The organism is Comamonas sp. DB36 (genome assembly GCF_057914905.1).
In genome coordinates this window covers 3,236,487-3,257,924 of record NZ_CP196631.1, presented here as the reverse complement: position 1 = coordinate 3,257,924, position 21,438 = coordinate 3,236,487, and the positions used below count along the sequence as shown (strand labels likewise).

Annotated in this window: 19 protein-coding genes; 8 read left to right on the top strand and 11 right to left on the bottom strand. The window is 64.6% G+C overall.

Features of this window, described 5'->3' with window-relative positions; translation table 11 throughout:
• Positions 1–78: 78 nt before the first annotated feature.
• The 3 genes from rnk to ACSVDO_RS15310 all read right to left on the bottom strand — a co-directional run bounded on the left by rnk (position 79) and on the right by ACSVDO_RS15310 (position 2,730).
• Positions 79–492, bottom strand: a complete 414-nt coding sequence (gene rnk, locus ACSVDO_RS15320) for a nucleoside diphosphate kinase regulator (RefSeq protein ID WP_489593198.1) — start codon at positions 490–492, stop codon at positions 79–81.
• Positions 493–588: 96 nt separating this feature from the next.
• Positions 589–1,452, bottom strand: a complete 864-nt coding sequence (fghA, locus tag ACSVDO_RS15315; RefSeq protein ID WP_489593196.1) for an S-formylglutathione hydrolase — start codon at positions 1,450–1,452, stop codon at positions 589–591.
• A 171-nt stretch (positions 1,453–1,623) separates the two neighbouring features.
• Positions 1,624–2,730 (bottom strand): S-(hydroxymethyl)glutathione dehydrogenase/class III alcohol dehydrogenase, encoded by a 1,107-nt coding sequence (locus tag ACSVDO_RS15310; protein ID WP_489593195.1) that lies wholly within the window; start codon positions 2,728–2,730, stop codon positions 1,624–1,626.
• 160 nt (positions 2,731–2,890) lie between these two features.
• Here ACSVDO_RS15310 and ACSVDO_RS15305 point away from each other — a divergent pair, with 160 nt between their 5' ends.
• On the top strand, positions 2,891–3,916 hold the full coding sequence (locus tag ACSVDO_RS15305) for a GlxA family transcriptional regulator (RefSeq protein ID WP_489593193.1): 1,026 nt from the start codon (positions 2,891–2,893) through the stop codon (positions 3,914–3,916).
• A gap of 79 nt (positions 3,917–3,995) precedes the next feature.
• Here ACSVDO_RS15305 and ACSVDO_RS15300 read toward each other — a convergent pair whose 3' ends face one another.
• The 7 genes from ACSVDO_RS15300 to ACSVDO_RS15270 form a co-directional block, all read right to left on the bottom strand.
• Positions 3,996–5,306: a citrate synthase gene (locus ACSVDO_RS15300; protein ID WP_332539494.1), complete on the bottom strand. Its 1,311-nt coding sequence runs from the start codon at positions 5,304–5,306 to the stop codon at positions 3,996–3,998.
• Between the two features lie 24 nt (positions 5,307–5,330).
• Positions 5,331–5,630 (bottom strand): FAD assembly factor SdhE, encoded by a 300-nt coding sequence (locus ACSVDO_RS15295; protein ID WP_332539496.1) that lies wholly within the window; start codon positions 5,628–5,630, stop codon positions 5,331–5,333.
• On the bottom strand, positions 5,630–6,331 hold the full coding sequence (locus ACSVDO_RS15290) for a succinate dehydrogenase iron-sulfur subunit (RefSeq protein ID WP_332548647.1): 702 nt from the start codon (positions 6,329–6,331) through the stop codon (positions 5,630–5,632). Before ACSVDO_RS15290 ends, ACSVDO_RS15295 begins: the two co-directional genes overlap by 1 nt.
• A gap of 29 nt (positions 6,332–6,360) precedes the next feature.
• A complete protein-coding gene (sdhA, locus tag ACSVDO_RS15285; RefSeq protein WP_332539536.1) occupies positions 6,361–8,166 on the bottom strand; it encodes a succinate dehydrogenase flavoprotein subunit in 1,806 nt (601 codons plus the stop codon).
• A 34-nt stretch (positions 8,167–8,200) separates the two neighbouring features.
• Complete coding sequence (gene sdhD / locus ACSVDO_RS15280; RefSeq protein ID WP_332539537.1) at positions 8,201–8,566, bottom strand: succinate dehydrogenase, hydrophobic membrane anchor protein; 366 nt, start codon at positions 8,564–8,566, stop codon at positions 8,201–8,203.
• A gap of 33 nt (positions 8,567–8,599) precedes the next feature.
• Complete coding sequence (gene sdhC / locus ACSVDO_RS15275; RefSeq protein WP_332539538.1) at positions 8,600–9,034, bottom strand: succinate dehydrogenase, cytochrome b556 subunit; 435 nt, start codon at positions 9,032–9,034, stop codon at positions 8,600–8,602.
• A gap of 150 nt (positions 9,035–9,184) precedes the next feature.
• Positions 9,185–9,964, bottom strand: coding sequence for a GntR family transcriptional regulator (locus ACSVDO_RS15270; RefSeq protein ID WP_332539539.1), 780 nt, complete (start codon positions 9,962–9,964; stop codon positions 9,185–9,187).
• A 213-nt stretch (positions 9,965–10,177) separates the two neighbouring features.
• On the opposite strand from ACSVDO_RS15270, the gene ACSVDO_RS15265 reads away from it, so the two are divergent.
• Genes ACSVDO_RS15265 through acnB form a run of 5 tightly spaced genes read left to right on the top strand, consistent with a single transcriptional unit; the run spans position 10,178 to position 16,255 of the window.
• Complete coding sequence (locus ACSVDO_RS15265; RefSeq protein ID WP_332539541.1) at positions 10,178–11,164, top strand: malate dehydrogenase; 987 nt, start codon at positions 10,178–10,180, stop codon at positions 11,162–11,164.
• A gap of 18 nt (positions 11,165–11,182) precedes the next feature.
• The gene (gene tam / locus ACSVDO_RS15260; protein WP_489593188.1) at positions 11,183–11,959 is read left to right on the top strand and encodes a trans-aconitate 2-methyltransferase; all 777 of its coding nucleotides are present in this window, start codon (positions 11,183–11,185) and stop codon (positions 11,957–11,959) included.
• Entirely contained in the window at positions 11,956–12,984 is a 1,029-nt protein-coding gene (locus tag ACSVDO_RS15255; RefSeq protein WP_489593186.1) for an HpcH/HpaI aldolase/citrate lyase family protein, read from the top strand. The genes tam and ACSVDO_RS15255 overlap by 4 nt, the downstream gene beginning before the upstream one ends.
• A gap of 26 nt (positions 12,985–13,010) precedes the next feature.
• A complete protein-coding gene (locus ACSVDO_RS15250) occupies positions 13,011–13,592 on the top strand; it encodes a hypothetical protein (protein WP_332548644.1) in 582 nt (193 codons plus the stop codon).
• Positions 13,593–13,651: 59 nt separating this feature from the next.
• On the top strand, positions 13,652–16,255 hold the full coding sequence (acnB, locus tag ACSVDO_RS15245; RefSeq protein WP_489593184.1) for a bifunctional aconitate hydratase 2/2-methylisocitrate dehydratase: 2,604 nt from the start codon (positions 13,652–13,654) through the stop codon (positions 16,253–16,255).
• Positions 16,256–16,297: 42 nt separating this feature from the next.
• Here the strand turns inward: acnB and ACSVDO_RS15240 are convergent, their stop codons facing one another.
• Complete coding sequence (locus ACSVDO_RS15240; protein WP_489593182.1) at positions 16,298–16,861, bottom strand: hypothetical protein; 564 nt, start codon at positions 16,859–16,861, stop codon at positions 16,298–16,300.
• Between the two features lie 148 nt (positions 16,862–17,009).
• On the opposite strand from ACSVDO_RS15240, the gene ACSVDO_RS15235 reads away from it, so the two are divergent.
• Positions 17,010–19,907 carry an aconitate hydratase gene (locus tag ACSVDO_RS15235; RefSeq protein ID WP_489593181.1) on the top strand — a complete coding sequence of 966 codons (2,898 nt, stop codon included), beginning with the start codon at positions 17,010–17,012 and terminating at the stop codon, positions 19,905–19,907.
• A gap of 141 nt (positions 19,908–20,048) precedes the next feature.
• The gene (gabT, locus tag ACSVDO_RS15230) at positions 20,049–21,332 is read left to right on the top strand and encodes a 4-aminobutyrate--2-oxoglutarate transaminase (RefSeq protein WP_332539081.1); all 1,284 of its coding nucleotides are present in this window, start codon (positions 20,049–20,051) and stop codon (positions 21,330–21,332) included.
• The last annotated feature ends 106 nt before the right edge of the window (positions 21,333–21,438 follow it).

Below are 21,438 nucleotides of genomic sequence, written 5' to 3'. Positions count from 1 at the left end.
GGTCGATTATATCGACCGTTGAGAATGCTTCTCATTTTCCTGCGACTCCTGTGTGAGGCCCGCAACAGGGGCCGCCGCTCAGCGGTGCAGTTCGCCCGCGCTTTCAGGCTGATAGATGATGCCGGTCACGCGCACCGTCATGGCCCGGCCGCCGGGGCCTGGCCAGGCGAGTTCGTCGCCCACGGACAGGCCCAGCAGCGCGCTGCCCACGGGCGCGAAGATGGAGACGCGATCGGCGCTGCCGTCGATGTCGCGCGGATAGACCAGGGTCAGGCGGAAGTCCTGGCGCGTTTCGAGGATCTCGAACTGCACGGTGGAGTTCATGGTCACCACGTTGGGCGGCATCTGCGCCGGCTCGACCACATCGGCGCGGTCGAGTTCGGCTTCCAGATCGGCCTTGCCCGGAAAAACGGACGCGGGAATGGCCGCCAGCAAGGCTTCGATGCGATCGAGATCGAGGGACGAAAGAATGATCTGCGGTTTGCGCGACATGGGGGGTACCTTGCTGAAGACTAACGCTCCACTGTAGATGACGCATCAATCCCGCACTATTTTGGTGCGAATTGACGGCCCGTGCCGGGCCGGCGTTCAGCCCTTCAACTGCGCAGCGTGGTGGCGCAAATGGTCGTCAATGAAGGTCTGTATGAAGTAGTAGCCGTGGTCATAGCCGGGCTGGCGGCGCAGCGTCAGCGGCTGGCCGGCCTGGGCGCAGGCGGCTTCGAAGGCTTCGGGCAGCAGTTGCTTTTCCATCAGGAACTTGTCGGCCAGGCCCTGGTCGACAAGAATGCCGGCGGGGTAGGGCACGGACTTCTGCGCGGCCATCAGCAGGCTCGCGTCATGCGCGGCCCAGCTTGTCTCGTCTTCGCCCAGGTAACCGGTGAACGCCTTGCGGCCCCAGGCGCATTGCGTGGGGTTGGCAATCGGCGCGAACGCCGAGACGCTCTTGAAGGTGCCCGGATGGCGCAGGGCCAGCGTCAGCGCGCCATGGCCGCCCATCGAATGGCCGAAGACGCCCACGCGCTCCAGGTCGATGGGCAGCTTGCGGCCGACCAGTGGCAGCAGCTCCTCGATCAGATAGCTTTCCATGCGCCAGTGCAGGCCCCAGGGACGGGTCGTTGCGTCGAGGTAGAAGCCCGCGCCCACGCCGAAGTCCCAGCTCTCGGCTTCTCCGGGCAGATTGGCGCCGCGCGGGCTGGTGTCGGGCGCGATCAGCGCCAGGCCCAGTTCCGCGGCCAGGCGCTGGGCGCCGGCCTTGGTCATGAAGGTTTCCTCGGTGCAGGTGAGGCCGGCCAGATAGACCAGGGCCGGCACCTTCTCTCCGGCCACGGCCTTGGGCGGAAGGTAGACCGAGAACTTCATCGGCAGGCCGATCTCGTTCGAGGCATGACGGTAAAAACGCTGGGCGCCGCCAAAGGCGGCATGGGCGCTGAGCAATTCGAGGGCGTCGGACATGCGGGGTTCTCTCCAGAAAAATACGGCCCGTGGAGTTTGACACGGGTGAGGGTGGTAGGTTTTCTTGCAGCCTGCGTCTAACCACGAATGCGCAGTCGTCATGTTTCGAGCGCAGGCCGTTCATCCTTCGACAAGCTCAGGACGAACGGGGTTTCGAGGTCGTGCCTGCTCTCAATACACTACAACCGACCGAATCGACTCGCCCGTTTTCATCAACTCGAAACCGTGGTTGATGTCGTCCAGCTTCAGGTGGTGGGTGATCAGATCATCGATATTGATCTTGCCTTCCATGTACCAATCAACGATCTTCGGCACATCGGTGCGCCCGCGCGCGCCGCCGAAGGCCGAGCCTTTCCATTCGCGGCCCGTGACCAGCTGGAAGGGGCGCGTGGAGATCTCGGCGCCGGCTTCGGCCACGCCGATGATGATGCTCTGGCCCCAGCCCTTGTGCGTGCATTCCAGCGCCTGGCGCATCACCTGGGTGTTGCCTATGCATTCGAAGCTGTAGTCGGCGCCGCCGTCGGTCAGCTGCACGATGGCATCGACCACGTTGTCGACTTCCTTGGGATTGACGAAATGCGTCATGCCGAACTTGCGCGCCATTTCCTGGCGCTCGGGGTTGATGTCGACGCCGATGATCTTGTCCGCACCCACCATCTTCGCGCCCTGGATCACGTTCAGGCCGATTCCGCCCAGGCCGAACACCACGACATTCGCGCCGGCCTCGACCTTGGCCGTGAACAGCACCGCGCCAAGCCCTGTGGTCACGCCGCAGCCTATGTAGCAGACCTTGTCGAACGGCGCGTCCTCGCGGATTTTTGCCAGCGCGATTTCGGGAACCACGGTGTAGTTGGAGAACGTCGACGTGCCCATGTAGTGCAGTATGGGCTGACCATCGATGCTGAAGCGGCTCGTGCCGTTGGGCATCAGGCCCTTGCCCTGGGTGGCGCGCACCGCCTGGCACAGATTGGTCTTGCGTGACAGGCAGAACTTGCACTGCCGGCATTCGGCGGTGTACAGCGGAATCACATGGTCGCCCTTCTTGAGCCCGGTCACGCCCGGGCCTACATCGACCACCACGCCCGCGCCTTCATGGCCCAGGATGGCCGGGAACAGGCCTTCGGGGTCGGCGCCCGACAGCGTGTAGTAGTCGGTGTGGCAGATGCCCGTGGCCTTGATCTCGACCAGCACTTCGCCGAACTTCGGGCCGTCGAGGTCCACGGTCTCTATGGTCAGGGGGTGTCCGGCTTTCCAGGCGACAGCGGCTTTGGTTTTCATGGGGAATCCTTGAGGTAGGGGACAATGCCGAGTCAGCCGGCATTGCAAAGTGGCGCGACTTTAGGACAGGGCCCAGGCCCTGCAAAGCGCCATGGCCGACAAGCGGCCTGCTTTGTCCGCATCCCGCGGGTCGGCGCCCGCCCGACCTTCTTCCTTCCCCATGGACTCCACAGCTCCCACTCCCCATTTGCCGCATGCCGGCGCGCACCGCGTCGACATCCTGGTCTACCCCGGCTTCAAGGCGCTGGAGGCCATTGGCCCGATGTCGGTGTTCGACTATGCCAACGTGCACCTGGCGCTCAAGGGCCGGCCCGCGGGCTATGCGGTGCGCGTGGTCGCCAGCGCGCGCGGCGCCGTGCGTTCCGACACGCTGATGGCGCTGGACGCGACGCTGAGCCTGGCCGAGGCCGAAGCCGCGCCGGGTTGCACGGTGCTGCTCGTGGGCTCGCGCCAAATCACCGAGACCGTCGATGCCCACAGCGAACTCGTGGCCTGGACGGCGCGCATTGCGCCGCGCGTGCCGCGCGTCATTGCCCTGTGTTCGGGCAGCTTCTTTCTGGCCGCCGCCGGCCTGCTCGACGGCCGGCGCGCCGCCACCCACTGGAGCGTCGCCGCGCTGCTGCAGCAGCGCTACCCCGCGGTCGATGTCGATGCCGACGCGATCTATGTGCGCGACGGCCACCTCTGGACTTCTGCCGGCGTCACGGCCGGCATCGATCTCGCGCTGGCCGTGGTCGAGGAAGACTTCGGCCATGCGCTGGCGCTCGACGTGGCGCGCGATCTGGTGATGTACCTCAAGCGTCCGGGCGGCCAGTCGCAATTCAGCGTGCAGCTGGCCAGCCAGGCCGTGCAGACGGGCGCAGTCAAGGCGGTGCAGGACTTCGTGCTGGCAAACCTCGCCGAACCGCTGGGCCTGGAAGTGCTGGCCGCGCAGGCGTCAATGAGCGAGCGCCACCTGCGCCGCGTGTTCCAGCAGGAGACCGGGCAGACCCCCTCGGCCTTTGTCGAGACCGCGCGGCTCGAGGGCGCCAAGCTGCTGCTGCAGGCGCCGGGCCACCTGCCGCTCAAGACCGTTGCCGCGCGCCTGGGCCTGGGCTCGGAGCAGGCGCTGCGCCATCTGTTCGTGCGGCATATGGGCATCACGCCCGTGGCCTATCGCGAGCGGTTCGGCGGGCAGAGTCGCTGAACCGGCCAGACGCAAAAAAGCCCGCAGGGCCGGAAGGCATCTGCGGGCTGTCGTGGCAAGCGGCCTGAGCCGCCGGCAATCAACGCTGGCCGATAGGCTTGACGGTGCGGTGCTGCGAGCCGGTGAACAGCTGGCGGGGACGGCCGATCTTGTACTCGGGGTCGGCCATTTGTTCGTTCAGCTGGGCGATCCAGCCGACGGTGCGGGCCAGGGCGAACACGCCGGTGAAGATGTTCACGGGAATGCCCATCGCGCGCTGCACGATGCCGGAGTAGAAGTCGACGTTCGGGTAGAGCTTGCGCTGCACGAAGTAGTCGTCTTCCAGGGCAATCTTCTCGACGGCCTTGGCCAGTGCGAACAGCGGATCGTTTTCCAGGCCCAGTTCGGCCAGCACTTCATTGCAGGTTTCCTGCATCAGCGTGGCGCGGGGGTCGTAGTTCTTGTAGACGCGGTGGCCAAAGCCCATCAGCTTCACGCCCGACGACTTGTCCTTGACCTGTTCCATGAACTCGCCGACCTTGGCGATGCCGCCGTTGGCCTGGATCTGTTCGAGCATGTTCAGGCAGGCTTCGTTGGCGCCGCCGTGGGCAGGGCCCCAGAGGCAGGCCACGCCGGCCGAGATCGCGGCAAACGGGTTGGTGCCCGACGAACCGCACAGGCGCACGGTCGAAGTCGAAGCGTTCTGCTCGTGGTCTGCGTGCAGGATGAAGATGCGGTCCAGGGCGCGCTCGAGCACGGGGTTGACCACGTACTCTTCGCAGGGGTTGCCGAACATCATGCGCAAGAAGTTGCCGGAGTACGACAGGTCGTTCTTGGGGTACATGTAGGGCTGGCCCGTGCCGTACTTGTATGCCATCGACACCAGGGTAGGCATCTTGGCGATCAGGCGGATGGCAGCGATTTCGCGGTGCTCGGGATTGTTGATGTCCGTGCTGTCGTGGTAGAACGCCGACATGCCACCGACCAGGCCCGTCAGGACGGCCATGGGGTGGGCATCGCGGCGGAAGCCACGCAGGAAGAACTGCATCTGCTCGTTGACCATGGTGTGCTTGGTCACGCGCTCGACGAAATCGGCCTTTTCGGTTGGGTTGGGCAGCTCGCCGTACAGCAGCAGGTAACAGGTTTCGAGGTAGTCGCAGTTCTTCGCGAGTTGCTCGATGGGGTAGCCGCGGTACAGCAGTTCGCCCTTGTCGCCGTCGATGTAGGTGATTGCCGACTGGCAGGCTGCCGTCGAGAGGAAGCCGGGGTCATACGTGAACATGCCCGTCTGGCCGTACAACTTGCGAATATCAATCACGTCCGGGCCAATGTTGCCCTGGTACACGGGCAACTCAACGCTGGGGCTGCCATTCGTGAACGACAGTGTTGCTTTGTTATCGGCGAGTTTCATTTCCAACTTCCTTCTCTAGTTTGCCTAGCCTACATGTGAAAGTGATCCGGGCTGGCGCTTGCGCACCAGTTCCAGCACTTCTTTGATTTCTTCTGTGTCGAGTGCGCCTTCGGGTTCCTTGCGCGCAAGGAACAGGTCCAGAAGGTCGTTGTCTGCCAAGTCCATCAGGGCAGACAGGCCAGCTGCGTGTCTGCGCGTCAGCTGGTCTCCGTAGGTGGCGAAGAACTGCCCGATGAAGATATCGTTCTCGACCAGGCCCCGGCGGCTGCGCCACTGAAGCAGGTTGCGTTCGCGTTCATCGAGCAGAGTGTTCGTCATGTTCATCAGATGGCGCGGCGCACCATCAGTTCCTTGATCTTGCCAATCGCCTTCGTGGGGTTCAGGTGCTTGGGGCACACGTCCACGCAGTTCATGATGGTGTGGCAGCGGAACAGGCGGTAAGGATCTTCGAGGTTGTCCAGGCGCGCGCCCGTGGCTTCGTCGCGGCTGTCGGCGATGAAGCGGTAGGCCTGCAGCAGACCTGCGGGGCCGACGAACTTGTCGGGGTTCCACCAGAACGAGGGGCAGCTGGTCGAGCAGCTCGCGCACAGAATGCACTCGTACAGGCCGTTGAGCTCTTCACGCTCTTCGGGCGACTGCAGACGCTCCTTCTCGGGCGTGATGGTCTCGGTGATCAGGTACGGCTTGATCGAGTGGTACTGCTTGAAGAACTGCGTCATGTCCACGATCAGATCGCGGATGACCGGCAGGCCGGGCAGGGGCTTCAGAACGATGGTACCGGGCAAGGTGTTCATGTTGGTCAGGCAGGCCAGACCGTTCTTGCCGTTGATGTTCATCGCATCCGAGCCGCAGACGCCTTCGCGGCACGAGCGGCGGAACGAGATCGAAGGATCCTGTTCCTTGAGTTTGACCAGTGCGTCGAGCAGCATGCGTTCCTGGCCGTCGAGTTCGACTTCCACGGTCTGCATGTAGGGCTTGGCGTCCTTGTCCGGATCGTAGCGGTAGATTTGGAATTTGCGCTTCATGATTTTTTTCTCGTCGGGCTGCGGGGCGATCAGAACGTGCGGACCTTGGGAGGCACGCTGTCCACCGTCAGGGGCTTGAGGTTCACGGGCTTGTAGCTGAGCGAGTTGCCAGCGCTGTGCCACAAGGTGTGCTTGAGCCATTCCTTGTCGTTGCGACCCAGCGGGAACTCGGGGTGGTCGGCATCGTGTTCGTAGTCGTACACGGTGTGGGCGCCACGGCACTCGGTGCGGGCGGCGGCCGAAGTCATTGTGGCCTGGGCGACTTCGATCAGGTTGTCGACTTCCAGCGCTTCCATGCGCGCCGTGTTCCAGACCATGGACTTGTCCTTGAGGGTCACGGCAGCCACGGTGTCGCGGATGGCGTTGATCTTCACGACGCCTTCGTCCATGCTCTTTTGCGTGCGGAACACGCCAGCGTGCTGTTGCATGGTGGTGCGGATGTTGCCCGCGACGTCCTGGGCATAGGTGCCGGCGGTCGATTCCTGCAGCTGGTTGAGGCGCGCCAGGGTGCGGTCGGCGCCGTCGGCGGGCATGGGCTGGTGCTCGACACCGTTGCGCACGAAGTCGACGATGTGGCGGCCGGCGGCCTTGCCGAAGACCAGCAGGTCAAGCAGCGAGTTGGTGCCCAGGCGGTTGGCGCCGTGCACCGACACGCAGGAGCATTCGCCCACGGCGTACAGACCGTTGACGACCTGGTTGGACTGGCCGTCGTGCACCACGACCTGGCCGTTGATGTTGGTGGGAATGCCACCCATCTGGTAGTGGATGGTCGGCACCACGGGAATGTCTTCCTTGGTGATGTCGACGTTGGCGAAGTTGACGCCGATTTCGTAGACCGAAGGCAGGCGCTTGTGGATGGTATCCGCACCCAGGTGGCTCAGCTTGAGCATCACGTAGTCCTTGTTCGGACCACAGCCACGGCCTTCCTTGATTTCCTGGTCCATGGAACGCGACACGAAGTCACGCGGTGCCAGATCCTTCAAGGTGGGCGCATAGCGCTCCATGAAGCGCTCGCCTTCGCTGTTCAGCAAGATCGCGCCTTCGCCGCGGCAGCCTTCGGTCAGCAGCACGCCCGCGCCGGCCACGCCGGTGGGGTGGAACTGCCAGAACTCCATGTCCTGCAGCGGAATGCCGGCGCGTGCCGCCATGCCCAGGCCGTCGCCGGTGTTGATGAAGGCGTTGGTCGAAGCCGCGAAGATGCGGCCTGCGCCACCCGTTGCCAGCAGCACGGCCTTGGCCTGCAGCTCATACAGGTCGCCGGTCTCGAGTTCCAGCGCGGTGACGCCGACGACATCGCCGGCTTCATTGCGGATCAGGTCCAGCGCCATCCACTCGACGAAGAAGTTGGTCTTGGCCTTGACGTTCTGCTGGTACAGCGTGTGCAGCATGGCGTGACCGGTACGGTCGGCCGCGGCGCAGGCGCGCTGCACGGGCTTTTCGCCGTAGTTGGCGGTGTGGCCGCCGAACGGACGCTGGTAGATGGTGCCATCGGGGTTGCGGTCGAACGGCATGCCGAAGTGTTCGAGCTCGTAGACCACCTTGGGGGCTTCACGGCACATGAACTCGATCGCATCCTGGTCGCCGAGCCAGTCGGAGCCCTTGATGGTGTCGTAGAAGTGATAGTGCCAGTTGTCTTCGGACATGTTGCCCAGCGAAGCCGACACGCCACCCTGGGCGGCCACGGTGTGCGAACGCGTGGGGAACACCTTGGACAGCGAGGCCACGTTCAGGCCGGCGCGCGACAGTTCCAGCGCGGCACGCATGCCGGAGCCGCCAGCGCCGACGATGACGACGTCAAACTTGCGCTTGGTGATTTTTGCTTTGGTATAGCTCATTCTTAACCTTCAATCGTGGAGACCGTTTGCCGGATTACATGCGCCACAGCACCTGGAAAGCCCAGGCGGTGCAGGCGAACAGCCAGGCCAGCGTCAGGACCTGCAGCACCAGGCGCAGGAGCACGGCCGGGACATAGTCCATCCAGACGTTGCGCATGCCGACCCAGACGTGCCAGGCCAGCGCGATGACCGTGGCGAAGGTCAGGCCCTTCATCCACTGGGCGGCAAAGATGCCGGCCCACAGGTCGTAACCGATGGCGCCCTTGGAGAAGATCACCTGCGCCAGCAGCGCGATGGTGAACAGGGTCATGATGACTGCGGTGCCGCGCTGGACGAGCCAGTCGCGCAGACCGTAGTGGGCACCGACAACGGTGCGCTTGGAGCCGTAATTCACGGACATGGGTATTCCTTCTTGTTCAGTGTGCGGGGCGGATCAGTACAGGCCGAACAGCTTGGCGCCCAGCACCAGGGCGAGGGCGACGCTGATCACCAGCACGGTGACGGCGGACTTGCGACCGAATTCCTTGTTCACCGACGAATGGCTCAGGTCCATCCACAGGTGGCGCAGGCCGGCGATGAAGTGATGCAGGTAGGCCCAGATCAGCGCCAGCACCATCAGCTTGAAGAACCAGCCGGGAACAAAGCCAGCGCCCGCGCGGAACACCGCGGTGAAAGCGTCATAGGAGATTTCCGAGGTCAGCGAGCGGTCCAGCATCCAGACGATGAACGGCAGCAGCACGAACATGATGATGCCGCTGATGCGGTGCAAGATCGACACCACGGCCGCCGCGGGCATGCGGTAGGTGGGGACGTCCTTGAGTAGGTTGATGTTGCGGAACTCTGGCCGCTTTTTGGCTAACTCTGTCATGTCATGCGCTTTCGTGGGTGGTAACTGCTTCGTAATCGGGCAAGGCGATCGCCGCAAAATTCTATTGCAATGCAGCAGCGAGGACCCGCTCGATGCTGCTATTTCTCCAATTGCGTTGGTTTGCTGCCGCTTGGCTCATGAATTAACGGCTCAATTCAAGGCATTACGGTAGTGGTGGGTATCGGTGCGGTAGAGCCCGCGCCGTAACTCCATCGGAACATCGTTGTAAGTGTAGGCTACACGCTCGACGCTGAGCAATGGTGTAGAAGTACTTACATGGAGCAGTTCTGCCTGCTCGGCGTCGGGTAAAACTGCGCGGATTTTCTCGTCGGCGCGCACCATGCGCACGCCGTAATCCAGCTCGAACATCGCATAGGTCGGGCCCTGGTAGGCGCCGATCTGCTCGGCCGTGAGGCCCTTGAAGGCCTGGCCTGGCAGCCAGATGTCTTCCAGAATGGTCGGCGTGCCGACAAAGGCCAGCACGCGGCGCACCTGCATCACGGCGTCGCCGCTGCGCAGCGCCAGCAGGCGCGCAATCTCGGCGGGGGCGCGCACGCGCTTGCATTCGATGATCTGGCGCTGGGCCCGGCCTTCCTCGCGCTGGTCGCCGGTGTCGGGCTGCAGCTTGAGAAAACGGTACTGGACCTGCTGGGCCGCGTGCGTGGCCACAAACGTGCCCTTGCCCTGGCGGCGCATCACGAGGTTTTCCGCGGCCAGCTCGTCAATGGCCTTGCGCACCGTGCCCTGGCTCACGCGAAAGCGCGCGGCCAGTTCCATTTCGCTGGGAATGAGCTCGCCGGGGCGCCATTCTCCGGCCTCCAGGCTCTGCAGGATCAGCCCCTTGATCTGCTGGTAGAGGGGGCTGAAAGCCGGGCCCGGCGCGGCTGGCGCCACGGGCGTGTCAGAGGTGGTGGTTGGAGAGGAAGACATGTTGTTTTGTGGAATGGTGGGCGCCCGGCGACGCGTCGTGGCGCACATTGCACAGCGGGCCTATCATATCTTATATAAGACATAAGACAAATTGACCGGCGGGCAAAATCGCGAGTACACTTGCAGGCTGTTTGCGGGGGCACAGGCTTGGCTGGACAACAGAGGCTGGTGCAAGATGCGCCCACCATTTTTTCTGTTTCTGGAGTCATCACTATGAGCAAAGCACCTGTTCGCGTCGCCGTCACTGGCGCTGCTGGTCAAATCGGATACGCGCTGCTGTTTCGCATCGCATCTGGCGAAATGCTGGGCAAGGATCAGCCCGTCATTCTGCAACTCCTGGAAATTCCCGACGAAAAGGCCCAGAACGCGCTCAAGGGCGTGATCATGGAACTGGAAGACTGCGCTTTCCCGCTGCTGGCCGGCATCGAAGCCCATTCCGACCCCCTGCAAGCCTTCAAGGACACCGACTACGCCCTGCTGGTCGGCGCACGTCCCCGTGGCCCAGGCATGGAACGTGCCGATCTGCTGGCCGCCAACGCCCAGATCTTCACGGCCCAGGGCAAGGCCCTGAACGCTGTCGCTTCGCGCAACGTCAAGGTGCTGGTCGTCGGCAACCCCGCCAACACCAACGCCTACATCGCCATGAAGTCGGCGCCCGATCTGCCGGCAAAGAACTTCACCGCCATGCTGCGCCTGGACCACAACCGTGCGGCTTCGCAGCTCGCGGCCAAGGCCGGCTTCAAGGTGGGCGACATCCGCAAGCTCACGGTGTGGGGCAACCACTCGCCCACGATGTACGCTGACTACCGTTTCGCCACGGTCGACGGCAAGTCGGTCAAGGAAATGATCAACGACCAGGAATGGAACGCCAACGTGTTCCTGCCCACGGTCGGCAAGCGCGGCGCAGCGATCATCGCCGCACGCGGCCTGTCGTCGGCTGCTTCGGCCGCCAACGCCGCCATCGACCACATGCGCGACTGGGCACTGGGCTCGAACGGCGAATGGGTCACGATGGGCGTGCCTTCGAACGGCGAATATGGCATTCCTGCCGGCGTGGTCTTCGGCTTCCCCGTGACCACCGAAAACGGCGAATACAAGATCGTCGAAGGCCTGGAAATCGATGCCTTCTCGCAAGAAGGCATCAACAAGACGCTGGCCGAGCTGCAAGGCGAGCAAGACGGCGTCAAGCACCTGCTGTAAAGAAAGCCGCGCAGCCCGATGGCCGACTGGAACCCCGCACTCTACCTGCGCTTTGCGCAGGAGCGCACCCGCCCGGCCAGCGAGCTGCTGGCCCGGGTGGAGCATACCGGTTCCACCCGCGTGGTGGACCTGGGCTGCGGGCCCGGCAATTCCACCGAGCTGCTGGTTCAGCGTTTCCCCCAGGCGCATGTCCTGGGCGTGGACAATTCCGCCGCGATGCTGCTGCAAGCGCGCGAGCGGCTTCCCGACCTGGCATTCGACCAGGCAGACATCGCCGATTGGGCGCCTTCGCAGGCGCCCGATTTGATTTACGCGAATGCCGCGCTCCAATGGGTGGGCGGGCATGCGCAGCTGTTTCCGCGTCTTTTCGCGGCCCTGACTCCGGGCGGCGTGCTTGCCGTCCAGATGCCGGACAATTTCACCGAGCCTTCGCATCTGCTGATGCGCGAGGTTGCCGCCTTGCCGCAGTTTGCGCCGCATATAGACGCAAAGGTGGCCGCCGGCCGTGCCATTCTGGGCATCCATGACTATTACGACCTGCTCGCGCCGCTGGCCCGCCAGGTCGATGTCTGGCACACCGTTTACCAGCACCCTATGGCCGATGCCCGGGCCATCGTGCAGTGGCTGCGCAGCACGGGCCTGAAGTCGTTCGTCGACCCGCTGCCCGAAGCACTGCAAAGCGCCTTTCTTGAAGAATACGAGCGCCGCGTGGCGCTGGCCTACAGCCCGCGTGCCGACGGCCTGCGCCTGCTGGCGTTTCCCCGACTGTTCATTGTTGCGAAACGCGCCCCATGAGCTCCTTGCCCGTCAATTCTTCCGTCAAGACACCTGCCCATCCGGCCACCGTGCTGCTCGACGCCCAGGCCAGCACCCAGCGCCTGCCGGTCTGCGACCACTACAGTGGTGTGGAATTGCGCATGCGCAAGAGCCTGGAGCTGCAGGCCGAAATGACGCAGGAATTCGGCACCTGCGTGTTCGATGTGACACTCGACTGCGAAGACGGCGCGCCCGTGGGCGATGAAGCCGCGCATGCGCGCCTGGTCGCCGAGCTGGCGCGCGAGTCGGCACCCGAAGCCCGGGTCGCGGCGCGCGTGCACGCGGTCGACCATCCGGCGTTCGCCGAAGACATGGCGACCATCGTCGGCGAGGCCAGCCATAGGCTGTCGTACATCATGGTGCCCAAGGTCGAGAGCGTGGACGATGTGCTGCTCGCCGAGAAGGCGCTGGAGCGCGCATCCGGCGGCCATCTGCCGCTGCATGTGCTGATCGAGTCGCCGGCCGCGGTCTACCGCGCCTTCGAGATTGCCGCCCATCCGCGCGTGCAGAGCATCTCGTTCGGCCTGATGGACTTCGTCTCGGCGCATGGCGGCGCGATTCCGGGCTCGGCCATGGGCGTGCAAGGCCAGTTCGAGCACCCGCTGGTGGTGCGCGCCAAGCTCGAGATCGCGGCTGCCTGCCATGCCCATGGCAAGGTGCCCTCGCATTGCGTGGTCACCGAATTCAAAGACCCTGATCGCATGCAGGCGGCGGCGTCGCGCGCCGCGCGCGAGTTCGGCTATACACGGATGTGGAGTATCCATCCGGGCCAGATCCGTTCCATCTTGACGGCCTTTGCGCCGGCCCAGCCGGAAATCGACCAGGCCGCGCAGATACTATTGTCTGCCGCCGAAGTGCACTGGGCTCCAATCAGTGCCGACGGCGTGCTCCATGACCGCGCGAGCTACCGCTATTACTGGCAGTTGCTCGAGCGCGCGCACCAGACGGGGCGCAGCCTGCCTGCCAGCGTGCAGCCGTGGTTTGCTGCATCCTCTTTTTCCTGACCTTTTTTATGATCGCTGGAGCTCACATGAAATCCTTCATCGCCTCCTTCCTGCTCCTGGCTCCTGTATTGGCTCTGGCCGCAGGCACCGCCCCGACTTCCAAGACGGCTGCCAAGCCCGCGGCCCAGGCCAAGGCCGCCGCCAAGCCGGCGGCCAAGAAGGCAAGCCCGGCCAAGTCCCGCTCCAAGGCCCCGGCAGTCGCTGCCGCCGCCGCCGGCGCTGCGGGTGTGGCAACGGTTGCCCTGGCACTGACTCCCGACGAACTGGCCATTGCCGAGCGCGTGCACACCGGCCGCATCGCCTGTGAACTGGGCGCGCATGTCAACGTGAACAAGCACCAGCAGCATGCCGGTCACTTCCAGGTCGACGGCAAGGGCTTCAAGTACGAAATGGTGCCCGTGGCCACGTCCACCGGCACGGTGCGTCTGGAAGACAAGGCCGCGGGCGCGGTCTGGCTGCAGATTGCCAACAAGTCCATGCTCATGAACCAGAAGCTGGGCCAGCGCCTGGCTGACGAGTGCATGAGCCCCGAGCAGTTCCAGGTGGCGGAAGCCATCAAGAAAAACCCACCCCCGAGCGTGTTCGACCAGGCGACCGGCAGCAAATAAGCCGTCCCTGGGAGAGGCAGCACGCCGCCCCACTTTAGAAAACCATTGGAGAGAGAACCATGTTGAAAGCCTATCGCGATCATGTGGCTGAGCGCGCCGCGCTTGGCATTCCACCCCTGCCGCTGGATGCCAAGCAGGTCGCGGAACTGATCGAGCTGATCAAGAACCCACCCGTGGGTGAAGACGTCATCCTGATGGACCTGCTGACGAACCGCGTTCCCCCGGGCGTGGATGACGCAGCCAAGGTCAAGGCTTCGTTCCTCGCGGCGGTCGCGCATGGCGACATCGAAGTGGCGCTCATCTCCAAGGCCAAGGCCACCGAGCTGCTGGGCACCATGGTCGGTGGCTACAACGTGCATCCGCTGATCGAGCTGCTCGACGACGCCGATGTCGCCGACGTCGCCGCGCAGGCGCTGAAGAAGACGCTGCTGATGTTCGACTTCTTCAACGATGTCGAAACCAAGGCCAAGGCGGGCAACGTCAAGGCGCAGGAAGTGATGCAGAGCTGGGCCGAGGCCGAATGGTTCACCAGCCGTCCCGAAGTCGCGCAGAAGATCACTGTCACGGTGTTCAAGGTGCCCGGCGAAACCAATACCGACGACCTGTCGCCCGCGCCCGACGCCTGGAGCCGCCCCGACATTCCGCTGCACTACCTGGCCATGCTGAAGAACACGCGTGCCGACGCGGCCTTCGTGCCCGAGGAAGACGGCAAGCGCGGCCCCATGCAGTTCATCGAAAGCCTCAAGTCCAAGGGCCACACCGTGGCCTACGTGGGCGACGTGGTGGGCACGGGTTCGTCGCGCAAGTCGGCGACCAACTCGGTGATCTGGGCCACGGGCCAGGACATCCCGTTCGTCCCCAACAAGCGCTTCGGCGGTGTGACGCTGGGCGGCAAGATTGCCCCCATCTTCTTCAACACCCAGGAAGACTCGGGCTCGCTGCCCATCGAAGTCGATGTCTCCAAGCTCGAAATGGGCGACGTGATCGACATCTTCCCCTACCAGGGCAAGATCCTGCGCGACGGCCAGACCGTCGTCGAATTCCAGCTCAAGAGCGATGTGCTGCTGGACGAAGTGCGCGCCGGCGGCCGCATCAACCTGATCATCGGCCGTTCGCTGACGGCCAAGGCGCGTGAGTCGCTGGGCCTGCCAGCGTCCAATGTGTTCCGTCTGCCCCAGGCGCCCGTCGCCACGCAAGCCGGTTTCACGGTGGCGCAGAAGATGGTCGGCCGCGCTGTCGGTCTGCCCGAAGGCCAGGGCGTGCGCCCCGGTACCTACTGCGAACCGCGCATGACCACCGTGGGTTCGCAAGACACCACGGGCCCGATGACGCGTGACGAGCTCAAGGACCTGGCCTGCCTGGGCTTCTCGGCCGACATGGTCATGCAGTCGTTCTGCCACACCGCGGCCTATCCCAAGTCGGTCGACGTCAAGACGCATCGCGAACTGCCGGCCTTCATCAGCAACCGCGGCGGCGTGTCCCTGCGTCCCGGCGACGGCGTGATCCACAGCTGGCTCAACCGCCTGCTGCTGCCCGACACCGTCGGCACCGGCGGCGACTCGCACACGCGTTTCCCCATCGGCATTTCCTTCCCCGCGGGTTCGGGCCTGGTGGCCTTCGGCGCCGCCACGGGCGTGATGCCCCTGGACATGCCCGAATCGGTGCTGGTGCGCTTCAAGGGCGAAATGCAGCCCGGCGTCACGCTGCGTGACCTGGTGCATGCGATTCCGCTGTACGCGATCAAGGCCGGTCTGCTGACCGTCGCCAAGGCCGGCAAGATCAACATCTTCTCGGGCCGCATCCTGGAAATCGAAGGCTTGCCAGACCTCAAGGTCGAACAGGCATTCGAGCTGTCGGACGCTTCGGCAGAACGTTCGGCCGCAGGCTGCACGATCAAGCTCAACACCGCTCCTGTGCAGGAATACCTGACCAGCAACGTGGTGCTGATGAAGAACATGATTGCCCAAGGCTACGAAGACAAGCGCACGCTGCAGCGCCGCATTGAAAAGGTCGAAGCCTGGCTGGCCAACCCCAGCCTGCTCGAAGCCGACAAGGACGCCGAGTACGCCGCCGTGATCGAGATCGATCTGGCCGACATCAAGGAACCCATCGTCTGCTGCCCCAACGATCCCGATGACGCCAAGTTCCTGTCCGAAGTGGCCGGCACCAAGATCGACGAATCCTTCCTCGGTTCGTGCATGACCAACATCGGCCACTTCCGCGCAGCTGCCAAGCTGCTCGGCGGCCAGCGCGACATTCCCGTCAAGATGTGGGTCGCTCCCCCGACCAAGATGGACGAGAGCGAGCTGATCAAGGAAGGCCACTACGCGGCGTTCGGTGCTTCCGGTGCGCGCACCGAAATGCCCGGCTGCTCGCTGTGCATGGGCAACCAGGCGCAGGTGCGCGAAGGCGCGACGGTGATCTCCACCTCGACCCGCAACTTCCCCAACCGTCTGGGCAAGAACACCAACGTGTACCTGGGTTCGGCCGAACTCGCGGCCATCGCTTCCAAGCTGGGCTACCTGCCTTCCAAGGAAGAGTACCTGCTGGCCATGGGCGTGATCGATGCCGACAAGGCCAGCGTCTACCGCTACATGAACTTCGACCAGATTGAAGAGTACGCGGAAGTCGCCAAGAGGGGCGACACCGCGCCAGCCTGCTGATCGTTCGGCAAGCCAAGAAAAAACCCGCTTCGGCGGGTTTTTTTATGCGTGTGCGTGGCCGACGGCGCTTCGGCCAATGGCGTCCAGCATGCGCCGCCGTATCAGCCCGCTGACCGGCCGGATCAGATACCAGTACGGCGTGAATCTGCGCCTGGCCTCGGCATCGAGGCACAAGACGCGGGTTTCGGTGACCAGCCGGGTGTGCGTGGCGTCCAGCGGCTGGGCGACAAAACTCAGCACCAGCTTGGCCGCGCCCGGCGCGTTGAACGCCAGAAACGACGGCCCGTCGGCAATGCGCGCCTGGCCGTAGTCGGTCTGCCAGAATTTGCCCGCCAGGCCCAGCACCAGTTCCTCGTCGCCGCGCTGCTCCAGCGGCGTGAAGTTGTCCATGCCGAAAGTGGGCTGGCGCGAGTCCGTGCGACCCTGCAGTCGGTGCAGCGCGCGCATCGGCAGTTCGCGCACGGCAATCGCGCATTTGAACAGCGCGTCGCCATCGGGCCTGAAGTCGCGCGCCGCGGTCATGACGCGGGACTGGGGCGCGGCGATGTCCAGCGCATGGCGTTCGCTGAAGTGGTGCCGGGGCAGGTATTTCTCGTGCAGATGCATGCGCCGCTCGTGCTGTTGCTGACCTGGGATGTTACTGCCGTGCGGTGAACGCCGACGCGCGGGCGGCGCTTGTCCTCATGCGAACTTGGCCCACAGCATTCGTCACAGGTAAGGGGCACAATGGTCTGACTGCAATAGGAGAGCCTCGATGAAACACGCGTTTGCGAACACGCTCAAGAACTTCAAGACTTCTTCCGGCACGGCCGGCAAGTTCTATTCACTGCCCGCGCTGGCCAAACAATACCCCAGTGTGCAGCGCCTGCCGGTCTCGCTGCGCATCGTGCTCGAAGCCGTGCTGCGCCACTGCGACGGCAAGAAGGTCACGCCCGAGCATGTGCGCCAGCTCGCGCAGTGGCAGCCGCGCGGCGCGCGCACCGAGGAAATTCCTTTCGTGGTCGCGCGCGTGGTGCTGCAGGATTTCACCGGCGTGCCGCTGCTCGCCGATCTGGCCGCGATGCGCAGCACGGCCGCGCGCCTGGGCAAGAAGCCCGAAGCCATCGAACCGCTGGTGCCGGTCGACCTCGTGGTCGACCACTCGATCATGGTCGATTACTTCGGCACGAAGAAAGCGCTGGACCTGAACATGAAGCTGGAATTCCAGCGCAACCAGGAGCGCTACCAGTTCATGAAGTGGGGCATGCAGGCCTTCGACACGTTTGGCGTCGTTCCGCCGGGCTTCGGCATCGTCCATCAGGTCAATCTCGAATACCTCGCGCGCGGCGTGCACCGGCGTGACGACGGCGTGCACTACCCCGACACGCTGGTCGGCACCGACAGCCACACGACCATGATCAACGGCATCGGCGTGGTCGGCTGGGGCGTGGGCGGCATCGAGGCCGAAGCCGCGATGCTGGGCCAGCCGGTCTATATCCTGATGCCCGACGTCGTCGGCTTTGAGCTCACGGGCCGGCTGCGCGAAGGCGTCACGGCCACCGATCTGGTGCTGACCATCACCGAGCAGCTGCGCCGGGAAAAGGTCGTCGGCCAGTTTGTCGAGTTCTTTGGCGAAGGCACGCAAAGCCTGGCCGTGCCCGACCGCGCGACCATAGGCAACATGGCGCCCGAGTACGGCGCGACCATGGGCTTCTTCCCGGTCGACGACAAGACGCTCGACTACTTCCGCGGCACGGGCCGCAGCGCCGATGAAATCGAGGCGTTCGAAGCCTATTTCCGCGCCCAGCAGCTGTTCGGTGTGCCGAACCGCGGCGAGATCGACTATTCGCGCGTCGTGTCGCTGGACCTGGGCAGCGTGACTCCGAGTCTTGCCGGCCCCAAGCGCCCGCAGGACCGCATCGAGCTGGGCCAGGTGGCCTCGCAGTTCGCGCACCTGTTCAGCGCGCCTTCCGCGCAAAACGGTTTCAATCAGCAAAGCGAAGTGCTGCACACCCGCCATCTGGTGCAGGACACGCCGGTGCATGTGGGCTTGCCCGCGTCGCGGCCCACGCCCGCGGGTGCGGAGCGCCAGCTCGCCGAAATGGAGTCGAACAAGCCCGAACCGGCCACGGCCCATGCGACGGCTGAAGTGCCCACTCCCGTGGCCTCCAGCACCAGCGATGCGGGAGCGTTCACCATCGGCAACGGCGATGTGCTGATCGCGGCGATCACCAGCTGCACGAACACTTCCAACCCCAGCGTGATGCTGGCCGCGGGTCTGCTGGCCAAGAAAGCCGTCGAAGCCGGGCTGAAGGTCCAGCCGCACATCAAGACCTCGCTGGCGCCGGGCTCGCGCCTGGTCACGCGTTATCTGACCGAAGCCGGGCTGCTGCCGTATCTCGAGAAGCTGGGCTTTGCGCTCGCCGGCTATGGCTGCACGACCTGCATAGGCAATGCGGGCGACCTCACGGCGGAAATCAACGCGGCCATTCGCCAGAGCGATCTGGTCTGCGCCGCGGTGCTGTCGGGCAACCGCAATTTCGAAGCCCGCATCCACCCCAATCTCAAGGCCAACTTCCTGGCCAGCCCGCCGCTGGTCGTGGCCTACGCGCTGGCCGGAACGGTGCTCACCGATTTGATGACCCAGCCCGTGGGCAAGGGCCGGGGCGGCAAGGATATCTATCTGGGCGACATCTGGCCCAGCACCGTGGAAGTGCAGGCGCTGATGCACCACGCGATGAATGGTGCGGCCTTCCAGGAAAACTACGAGAAGGTCAGCAGCGAGCCCGGCAAGCTCTGGGAAAAGATCCGCGGCGTCAGCGGCGCGACCTATACCTGGCCCGACAGCACCTATATCGCCGAGCCGCCGTTCTTTGCCGATTTCACGCTCGACATCGCCCAGCCCGTGACCACGGGCATACAGCCGAGCAACCCTTATGCGGTGCATGGCGCGCGCATCATCGCGCTGTTCGGCGACTCGATCACCACCGACCACATCTCGCCGGCCGGCTCCATCCATCCCAAATCGCCCGCGGGCGAATGGCTGTGCGCGAACGGCGTGCAGCAGGCGGATTTCAACAGCTACGGCTCGCGCCGCGGCAATCATGAGGTGATGATGCGCGGCACCTTTGCCAACGTGCGCATCAAGAACCTGATGCTGCCGCCGCTGGCCGACGGCAGCCGCGAGGAGGGCGGGCTCACGCTGTACCGCGATGCGGCCTGCGCGGCGCGCAAGATGTCCATCTACGATGCCGCCATGCAGTACCAGGCCGAAGGCCGGGCCAGCGTGATCTTCGCGGGCGAGGAGTACGGCACGGGTTCGAGCCGCGACTGGGCGGCCAAGGGCACGCAGCTGCTGGGCATCAAGGCGGTGATCGCGCGCAGCTTCGAGCGCATCCATCGCAACAACCTCGTGGGCATGGGCGTGCTGCCGCTGCAGCTGCGCGGCGACGACAGCTGGGCCAGCCTGGGCCTGGTCGGCGACGAGTTCATCGAAGTCATTCCCGACCCGCTGCTCACGCCGCAAAGCGATGCCGAACTGTGCATCACGCGCGCCGACGGCAGCCAGGTGCGGCGCACATTGACGCTGCGCATCGACACGCCGATCGAGGCCGATTACTACCGCCACGGCGGCATCCTGCCTTACGTGCTGCGGCAATTGCTGCAGGACTGAGCCTGCCTGCGCGCCTGTGCGACCATGGGGCAAGCGCAGGCGTGCGGAGCGCGCGCCGTCCAGCCATTTGGATCGATGCAATCGGGAGCGCTAGAATTTGCAGACGAGTCTCTGCTTCCTGCCAGCTTGAGGGGATGGCCCATGCTTCAAGATGCCAACGCGAATTCCGCCCTAGAACAACGCCGGCAGGCGGCCTGTCCGCGCGGCGTGGGCGTCCAGACCCAGGCGTTCACGGCCTCGGCCCGCAACGCCGAGATCTGGGATGTGAACGGCAGGCGCCTGATCGACTTCGGCAGCGGCATTGCCGTGCTCGCGACCGGACACCGCCATCCGCGCATCGTGGCCGCGGTCAAGCAACAGCTCGACAGCTTTCACCACACCTGTTTCCAGGTCACGCCCTATGAAAGCTACATCGCGCTGTGCGAGAAGCTCAACGCGCTGACTCCCGGCAACTTCCCGAAGAAGACCGCGCTGTTCACCACCGGCGTCGAGGCCGTGGAAAACGCGATCAAGGTGGCCAAGGTCGCCACCGGCCGCAATGCGGTCATTGCCTTCTCGGGCGCGTTCCACGGCCGTACGTTGATGGGCATGGCGCTGACCGGCAAGGTCCACCCGTACAAGGCCGGTTTCGGAGCGATGCCCGCTGACATCTGGCATGTGCCTTTCCCCGCCCAAGCCCTGGGAGTGACGGTCGACGACAGCATTGCTGCCCTGGAGAAACTGTTCAAGGCCGATGTGGATCCACAGCGCGTCGCGGCCATCATCCTCGAGCCGGTGCAGGGCGAAGGCGGCTTCTATGTTGCTCCCGCGGCGCTGTTTCGCCAGCTGCGCGCAATCTGCGACGCCCATGGCATCTTGCTGGTCGTCGACGAAGTGCAGACCGGCTTCGGCCGCACGGGAAAGCTGTTCGCACTCGAGCACATGGGCGTGGACGCCGATCTGATCACCATGGCCAAGAGCCTCGCGGGCGGCTTTCCGCTGTCCGCGCTCACGGGCCGCGCCGAACTGATGGACGCCGCGCCGCCCGGCGGTCTGGGCGGCACCTATGCGGGCCATCCGCTGGCCGTGGCCGCGGCGCTGGCGGTCATCGACGTGATGCAAGCGGAGCAGTTGCCGGCGCGTGCGCAACTGCTGGGCGAGAAGCTGATGCAGGCGCTGCGCGCGCTCCAGGCGCGGGTTCCCGAGCTCGCCGAAGTGCGTGGCCTGGGCGCCATGGTCGCGGCGGAGTTCAAGGACCCGGCCACGGGCGCGCCGCTGGCTGCCCGGGTCAAGCGCATTCAGGAACTCGCGCTGGAACGCGGGCTGCTGCTGCTGACCTGCGGTGTCCATGCCAATGTCATCCGCTTCCTGTTCCCGCTGACCATAGAGGAAGAAGTGTTCGAGGAAGGCCTTGCGATCCTGGCCGAAGCCATTGCGCCGGCCTGATACGCATCTGCCGCCCCCGCGAGGCCGGTATGCCAAAGTCTTTTGATGCGGAATCCTCAATCCCCGATGATGCCTGGCTTTGCGCACATGCCTCGCGGGCATGCGC

Coding starts and splice junctions, on each gene's coding strand:
- rnk (WP_489593198.1), bottom strand. CDS start 492: ATGTCGCGCAAACCGCAGATCATTCTTTCGTCCCTCGATCTCGATCGC.
- fghA (WP_489593196.1), bottom strand. CDS start 1,452: ATGTCCGACGCCCTCGAATTGCTCAGCGCCCATGCCGCCTTTGGCGGC.
- ACSVDO_RS15310 (WP_489593195.1), bottom strand. CDS start 2,730: ATGAAAACCAAAGCCGCTGTCGCCTGGAAAGCCGGACACCCCCTGACC.
- ACSVDO_RS15305 (WP_489593193.1), top strand. CDS start 2,891: ATGGACTCCACAGCTCCCACTCCCCATTTGCCGCATGCCGGCGCGCAC.
- ACSVDO_RS15300 (WP_332539494.1), bottom strand. CDS start 5,306: ATGAAACTCGCCGATAACAAAGCAACACTGTCGTTCACGAATGGCAGC.
- ACSVDO_RS15295 (WP_332539496.1), bottom strand. CDS start 5,630: ATGAACATGACGAACACTCTGCTCGATGAACGCGAACGCAACCTGCTT.
- ACSVDO_RS15290 (WP_332548647.1), bottom strand. CDS start 6,331: ATGAAGCGCAAATTCCAAATCTACCGCTACGATCCGGACAAGGACGCC.
- sdhA (WP_332539536.1), bottom strand. CDS start 8,166: ATGAGCTATACCAAAGCAAAAATCACCAAGCGCAAGTTTGACGTCGTC.
- sdhD (WP_332539537.1), bottom strand. CDS start 8,566: ATGTCCGTGAATTACGGCTCCAAGCGCACCGTTGTCGGTGCCCACTAC.
- sdhC (WP_332539538.1), bottom strand. CDS start 9,034: ATGACAGAGTTAGCCAAAAAGCGGCCAGAGTTCCGCAACATCAACCTA.
- ACSVDO_RS15270 (WP_332539539.1), bottom strand. CDS start 9,964: ATGTCTTCCTCTCCAACCACCACCTCTGACACGCCCGTGGCGCCAGCC.
- ACSVDO_RS15265 (WP_332539541.1), top strand. CDS start 10,178: ATGAGCAAAGCACCTGTTCGCGTCGCCGTCACTGGCGCTGCTGGTCAA.
- tam (WP_489593188.1), top strand. CDS start 11,183: ATGGCCGACTGGAACCCCGCACTCTACCTGCGCTTTGCGCAGGAGCGC.
- ACSVDO_RS15255 (WP_489593186.1), top strand. CDS start 11,956: ATGAGCTCCTTGCCCGTCAATTCTTCCGTCAAGACACCTGCCCATCCG.
- ACSVDO_RS15250 (WP_332548644.1), top strand. CDS start 13,011: ATGAAATCCTTCATCGCCTCCTTCCTGCTCCTGGCTCCTGTATTGGCT.
- acnB (WP_489593184.1), top strand. CDS start 13,652: ATGTTGAAAGCCTATCGCGATCATGTGGCTGAGCGCGCCGCGCTTGGC.
- ACSVDO_RS15240 (WP_489593182.1), bottom strand. CDS start 16,861: ATGCATCTGCACGAGAAATACCTGCCCCGGCACCACTTCAGCGAACGC.
- ACSVDO_RS15235 (WP_489593181.1), top strand. CDS start 17,010: ATGAAACACGCGTTTGCGAACACGCTCAAGAACTTCAAGACTTCTTCC.
- gabT (WP_332539081.1), top strand. CDS start 20,049: ATGCTTCAAGATGCCAACGCGAATTCCGCCCTAGAACAACGCCGGCAG.